The 6,054-nt window shown below is 70.3% G+C and carries 6 protein-coding genes; 5 read left to right on the top strand and 1 reads right to left on the bottom strand.

Annotated features, from left to right (window positions below; translation table 11 throughout):
* Nucleotides 1-345: 345 nt before the first annotated feature.
* From QC385_RS43775 to proC, 5 genes are all read left to right on the top strand, one after another.
* Nucleotides 346-819, top strand: a complete 474-nt coding sequence (locus QC385_RS43775; RefSeq protein WP_279546988.1) for an EamA/RhaT family transporter — start codon at nucleotides 346-348, stop codon at nucleotides 817-819.
* Between the two features lie 62 nt (nucleotides 820-881).
* Nucleotides 882-1,673: a class I SAM-dependent methyltransferase gene (locus tag QC385_RS43770; protein ID WP_279546987.1), complete on the top strand. Its 792-nt coding sequence runs from the start codon at nucleotides 882-884 to the stop codon at nucleotides 1,671-1,673.
* A gap of 76 nt (nucleotides 1,674-1,749) precedes the next feature.
* Nucleotides 1,750-2,574 carry an ABC transporter ATP-binding protein gene (locus tag QC385_RS43765; protein ID WP_279546986.1) on the top strand — a complete coding sequence of 275 codons (825 nt, stop codon included), beginning with the start codon at nucleotides 1,750-1,752 and terminating at the stop codon, nucleotides 2,572-2,574.
* The gene (locus QC385_RS43760) at nucleotides 2,571-3,365 is read left to right on the top strand and encodes an ABC transporter permease (RefSeq protein WP_279546985.1); all 795 of its coding nucleotides are present in this window, start codon (nucleotides 2,571-2,573) and stop codon (nucleotides 3,363-3,365) included. Before QC385_RS43765 ends, QC385_RS43760 begins: the two co-directional genes overlap by 4 nt.
* A gap of 113 nt (nucleotides 3,366-3,478) precedes the next feature.
* The gene (gene proC, locus QC385_RS43755; protein ID WP_279546984.1) at nucleotides 3,479-4,291 is read left to right on the top strand and encodes a pyrroline-5-carboxylate reductase; all 813 of its coding nucleotides are present in this window, start codon (nucleotides 3,479-3,481) and stop codon (nucleotides 4,289-4,291) included.
* A gap of 49 nt (nucleotides 4,292-4,340) precedes the next feature.
* Here proC and trpS read toward each other — a convergent pair whose 3' ends face one another.
* On the bottom strand, nucleotides 4,341-5,378 hold the full coding sequence (gene trpS / locus QC385_RS43750) for a tryptophan--tRNA ligase (RefSeq protein WP_279546983.1): 1,038 nt from the start codon (nucleotides 5,376-5,378) through the stop codon (nucleotides 4,341-4,343).
* Between the last annotated feature and the right edge of the window lie 676 nt (nucleotides 5,379-6,054).

The following is a 6,054-nucleotide window of genomic DNA, read 5'->3' as shown; positions in this document are numbered from 1 at the left end:
ACAACCAGTACGCGGGCGTCCGCCCGGCACTCCCCCAGCCTTCGGCCGGGGGGACCCCCAGAGCACGCACCGGACGCCGCGAGGCCCGCCCTCCGGGCGGACGACGGGACTTTGCGGACACGCCCTAAGGCGAGAAGGGGACGTGTCGGGGGTGTCCGCCCGCAGCGGTTGGCGCGTCGACGGACAGTGAGTCGGTGTCCGACCCCATCGCGCCGTTCCTAGGACGGACACCCCCCGGCGCGGCCCCGACCCACCCGCGGCGCGTAGGGCGCGACATGGGCCCGCACCGAAGCCGCGCGGGCCGCCGCAGGCACAGGACCACACGCCGGGAGCCATAATCGAACGGTGAGCGCAGAGAACGGCCCCCGCCCCGAGCCCATCCGCTTCTTCGGCACGACCTGGCTGAACCATGACAACGGCTACACCGCCCGCCGTATCGGCGTCGCCGTCGGCTCACTCGCCACCGCGGTCGTCTCCTGCCTCGTCCTCCGCCTCGCCTACCAGGGCCTCCAGATCGCCGCGATCGGCGGATTCGTGACCCTGCTCATGGTCGTGATGTTCGCGGTCTGCAGCGCGATGGCCTTCCGCCACACCTGGGACGGCTTCACCCGCCGCCCCGACCCCGACCGCCAGGCATCCCTCCGCTCCCTCCTGACCATCGGTTTCGTCGGCTCCCTCCTCGCCTACTTCTTCCGCTCCCTCACCGAGGCCCCCGGCGAAGGGCTCCACCGCGAGGAGTACGAGGCGGCACGCAAGCACCACGAGAAGCGCACGACCCACCGCTCGGGCAACCCGTCGAAAAAGCGCCGCCGCGCATAACCCCCCGGCCTCTCACCGAAAACTCACCGCCGCCCACCCCCACCCCCGGCCACCATGACCGTATGGCCACACACCCCTCCACGCCCAAGCCCTCCACCCTCCACTCCACCCGCGCCCACTCCTTCAACACCGCCGCAGCCCAGTACGCGGCCAACCGCCCCTCCTACCCCCCAGCCCTCTTCGACGCGATAGAAACCCTGGCCGACCACCCCCTCCCCGGCTCCCGCGTCGCAGACATCGGCGCCGGCACCGGCATAGCCACCGCCCTCCTCCACGCCCGCGGCGCGAACGTCATCGCCGTAGAACCCGGCGACGGCATGGCGGCACAGTTCCGCAGCACCCTCCCCGGCATCCCGATCATCCGCGGCACCGGCGACGACCTGCCCCTCGCCGACGCCTCCGTCGATCTCGTCACCTACGCCCAGGCCTGGCACTGGACCGACCCCACCCGATCCGTCCCGGAGGCCCTCCGCGTCCTGCGCCCCGGCGGCGCCCTCGCCCTCTGGTGGAACACGGAAGCCCTCGACGTGCCGTGGATCGCCGAGGCGGCAGCCCGCACGGAGCGCCACTTCGGCATCGACGTCTCCGCCGAGAAGCGGAACGTCAATGCCCACGCCACCGACCCCACCGGCCGCCTCGACTTCACCCGCCGCACGGTCCGCTGGAGCCGCCGCGTCCCCGTCGACACCCACCTCGCGAACATCGGCAGCCACTCGGTCTTCCTGGTGGACGACGAGGAACACACCGCGGCCTTCCTGGCCGCGGAACGCGAGCACCTCCTCAAGGCCTTCCCGGACGGCATCGTCGAGGAGGTCTACGAGGTGGTCCTCCTCCTCGCGAAGACCCCTGCCTGACGCATCCCCGCCCGACGCACTCCGCCCGACGCACCCCCGCTTGACGCACCCCACCCCCAGGAGCATTATTCATCGCATGATGAATAATGCTCCCGACCCGCCGCGCCCCAGCACCACCACCCCGGAACCAGCAGCCGCCCACGCGGCCGTCCAAGCCGAGAACCTGACCGTCACCCGAGGCCCCCGCACGGTCCTGCGCAACCTCGGCTTCACGATCCCCCGCGGCCAGATCACCGGCCTGCTGGGCCCCTCCGGCTGCGGCAAGTCCACCCTCATGCGCGCCATCGTCGGCACCCAGGCCAAGGTCACCGGCACCCTCGACGTCCTCGGCCGGCCCGCAGGCCACCCCACCCTGCGCACCCGCATCGGCTACGTCACCCAGGCCCCGTCCGTCTACGACGACCTGACGGTCCGCCAGAACCTCGACTACTTCGCCGCGATACTCGACCCCGGCCGGCCCGCCGCCGACCGCCGCCACGACAACGTCACCCGCGCGATAGCCGACGTCGACCTCACCACCCACGCCGACGCCCTGGCCGGCAACCTCTCCGGCGGCCAGCGCAGCCGCGTCTCCCTGGCCGTCGCCCTCCTCGGCACCCCCGAACTCCTGGTCCTCGACGAACCGACCGTCGGCCTCGACCCGGTCCTGCGCCGCGACCTCTGGACCCTCTTCCACGACATCGCGGCGAGCCGCGGCGCGACCCTCCTCGTCTCCTCGCACGTCATGGACGAGGCCGAGCGCTGCCACCGCCTCCTCCTCATGCGCGAGGGCGAGCTCCTCGCCGACGACACCCCGCAGGCCCTGCGCACCCGCACCGGCGCGGAGACCGTCGAGGAGGCCTTCCTCCACCTGGTCGACGAGGCAAAGGCGGCAGCCCGCACAAAGGAGACGACGCGATGACCTCCACGATCACCACCCGCACGACCACCCCCACCGCCACCCCGCCGAGGGCCCTGAACGCCTCCCGAACCACCGCCACCGCAATCCGCGTCCTGCGCCAGCTCGCCCACGACCCCCGCACCATCGCGCTGCTGATCCTCATCCCCTGCGTGATGCTGTTCCTGCTGCGCTACGTCTTCGACGGCAGCCCCCGCACCTTCGACAGCATCGGCGCGTCCCTGCTCGGGATCTTCCCGCTGATCACGATGTTCCTGGTGACCTCCATCGCCACCCTGCGCGAACGCACCTCGGGCACCCTCGAACGCCTCCTCGCCATGCCCCTCGGCAAGGGGGACCTCATCGCCGGCTACGCCCTGGCCTTCGGCACCCTCGCGATCATCCAGTCCGCCCTGGCCACGGGCCTCGCGGTCTGGTTCCTCGGCCTCGACGTCACCGGCAGCCCCTGGCTCCTCCTCCTGGTGGCCCTCCTCGACGCCCTCCTCGGCACGGCCCTCGGCCTCTTCGTCTCGGCCTTCGCGGCCTCCGAGTTCCAGGCGGTCCAGTTCATGCCGGCGGTGATCTTCCCGCAGCTCCTCCTGTGCGGCCTGTTCACGCCCCGCGACAACATGCACCCGGTCCTGGAGACGATCTCCGACGTCCTCCCCATGTCCTACGCGGTGGACGGCATGAACGAGGTCCTCCGCCACACGGACATGACCGCCACCTTCGTCCGCGACGTCCTGATCGTCGCCGGCTGCGCACTCCTGGTCCTGATGCTCGGAGCGGCAACCCTCAGGCGCCGGACGGCGTAGACACCGAGCCGCCCGGCCGACATCCCGCCCACCGGACACGCACCCCGCCCCACCACCCCCGAGTGCGAGGATGAACCCGGACGACGCGCAACTCCCGGAGGGCACCGAAAGCCATGACCCAAAAAGTCGCAGTCCTCGGCACCGGCAAGATCGGCGAAGCCCTGATCAGCGGAATGATCCGAGCCGGCTGGACCCCGGCCGACCTCCTGGTCACCGCACGCCGCCCGGAACGAGCCGAAGAGCTCCGCACCCGCTACGGCGTCACCCCGGTCACCAACCCGGAAGCCGCGAAGATCGCCGACACCCTGATCCTCACGGTCAAACCGCAGGACATGGGCACCCTCCTCGACGAACTCGCCCCCCACGTCCCCGCCGACCGCCTGGTCGTCAGCGGCGCCGCCGGCATCACCACCGCGTACTTCGAGGAACGCCTCGCACCCGGCACCCCGGTCATCCGCGTCATGACGAACACCCCCGCCCTCGTCGACGAGGCGATGTCCGTCATCTCCGCCGGTACCCACGCCACCGCCGACCACCTCGCCCACACCGAGGAGATCTTCGGCGCCGTCGGCAAGACCCTCCGCGTCCCCGAGTCCCAGCAGGACGCCTGCACGGCCCTCTCCGGCTCCGGCCCGGCCTACTTCTTCTACCTGGTCGAAGCCATGACAGACGCCGGCATCCTCCTCGGCCTGCCCCGCGACAAGGCCCACGACCTGATCGTCCAGTCCGCGATCGGCGCCGCGACGATGCTCCGCGACAGCGGCGAACACCCGGTCAAGCTCCGCGAGAACGTCACGTCCCCCGCCGGCACGACGATCAACGCCATCCGCGAACTCGAGAACCACGGCGTACGAGCCGCCCTCATCGCCGCCCTCGAAGCCGCCCGCGACCGCAGCCGCGCCCTGGCCACCGGCAACAACAACTGAGCACCGCGGGTGTCGGGCGGGCGACCGCCCGACACCCGCACCACTCTCCTCACACCCCCAGCACGGCCCCACCCGCGGCCGCCGCCGCCGGCACCGCCGGCAGCAACCCGATCGCGCGATAAGCGGCATCCACGGTCGGCCGGGCCATCCCCCGGGCCCGCTCCGCCCCGTCCCGCAGCACCCCCTCCACATAGCCGGGATCCGCACACAACTCCTTGTGCCGCTCCTGCACCGGCCTGAGCACCTCGACCACGGCCTCCGCGGTGTCCTTCTTCAAGGCCCCGTACGACGCATACGCCCCGCTCAGCTCCTCAGGACTCCCACCCGAGCACGCGGCGAGGATCTCCAGCAGATTGGCGAGCCCCGGCCGGGCCTCCCGGTCGTACGCGACCTCCCGCCCGCTGTCGGTCACGGCCCGCATGACCTTCTTCCGCACCACGTCCGGCTCGTCCAGCAGATAGACGATCCCCGGCCCGACGTCATCGCTCTTGCCCATCTTCGACGTCGGGTCCTGGAGGTTCATCACCCGCGCCGCCACGCCCGGCCTCGTGGCCCGAGGCACCACGAACGTATGCCCGTACCGCTGGTTGAACCGCACCGCCAGATCCCGCGTGAGCTCGACGTGCTGCACCTGGTCGTCCCCGACCGGCACCTCATCAGCCCCGTACGCCAGGATGTCCGCCGCCATCAGCACGGGATACGTCAGCAGCGACAGCCGCACACTCCCGCCCCGCCGCTGTTCCCGCGCGGCCTTCTCCTTGTACTGGATCATCCGCCGCATCTCACCGTCGGTGGCCACGCACTCCAGCACGTACGACAGCCGGGCGTGCTCGTCCACATGACTCTGCACGAACAGCGTGCACAGCTCCGGATCCAGCCCGGACGCCAGCAACAGGGTCGCCGCCTGCCGGCTCAGCCTGCGCACCCGCGCGGGATCGTGGTCCACGGTCAGCGCGTGCAGATCGACGACACAGAACAAGGCCTCGGCCTCGTTCTGGTCGACGGAAGCCCACCGCCGCATGGCCCCCAGGTAGTTCCCCAGCGTCAGATGCCCCGTCGGCTTGACCCCGCTGAAGACCCGTGTCATCTCTCCTCCACCTTCCGGTCGTGACCGCCGCCCCGGCGGCCGCCCCTCGGTGGTCCGGAGGGAGAAACGAGAACGGCCGCCGAAGCGGCGGCCGTTGAGTGCATACGTGAGCACGGCCGCCGTCAGGCGGCCCACCACAGCTGGGTACACGTACGCGTCGTCATGCACCTCAGACTACGCCCCGGGAGTGCCGTCCGCCCTTGAGTTGACACGCCCAGACCCCGTCCGTAGTGTTCTCCGAGTTGCCCGACGTGAGCGCCGACTCCGGTCGGTCCCCGGGCAGCCAATCCGCAGGTACCAACCACTACTCGACGAAGTAGTTCTGTCGTCGTTTCATTGGCATGCGTATTTACGGAATGAGGAATCCCCGTTCGAAAGGACGCGGCCCCCGATTGGCTCGGGAGCCGGGGAATCCGCTAAAGTCTCACTCGTCGGAACGGCCCAACAGCCGCGAAGACAAACCCTGCTGACAGGGAATCGGGCCCGAAAGGATCTGATAGAGTCAGAACCGCCGGAAAGGGAAACGCGGAAGCGGAAACCTGGAAAGCACCGAGGAAATCGGGTCGAGAAAAGATCTGATAGAGTCGGAAACGCAAGACCGAAGGGAAGCGCCCGGAGGAAAGCCCGAGAGGGTGAGTACAAAGGAAGCGACCGTTCCTTGAGAACTCAACAGCGT

It is taken from the genome of Streptomyces sp. DH10 (assembly GCF_029813805.1).
In the GTDB taxonomy this organism is placed as follows: domain Bacteria; phylum Actinomycetota; class Actinomycetes; order Streptomycetales; family Streptomycetaceae; genus Streptomyces; species Streptomyces coeruleofuscus.
This window is presented reverse-complemented; position numbering and strand designations above follow the sequence as displayed.

Bases quoted from the DNA above. Each gene is read 5' to 3' on its own strand.
- QC385_RS43765 (WP_279546986.1), top strand. From the start codon at position 1,750: ATGATGAATAATGCTCCCGACCCGCCGCGCCCCAGCACCACCACCCCG.
- QC385_RS43760 (WP_279546985.1), top strand. From the start codon at position 2,571: ATGACCTCCACGATCACCACCCGCACGACCACCCCCACCGCCACCCCG.
- proC (WP_279546984.1), top strand. From the start codon at position 3,479: ATGACCCAAAAAGTCGCAGTCCTCGGCACCGGCAAGATCGGCGAAGCC.
- QC385_RS43770 (WP_279546987.1), top strand. From the start codon at position 882: ATGGCCACACACCCCTCCACGCCCAAGCCCTCCACCCTCCACTCCACC.
- trpS (WP_279546983.1), bottom strand. From the start codon at position 5,378: ATGACACGGGTCTTCAGCGGGGTCAAGCCGACGGGGCATCTGACGCTG.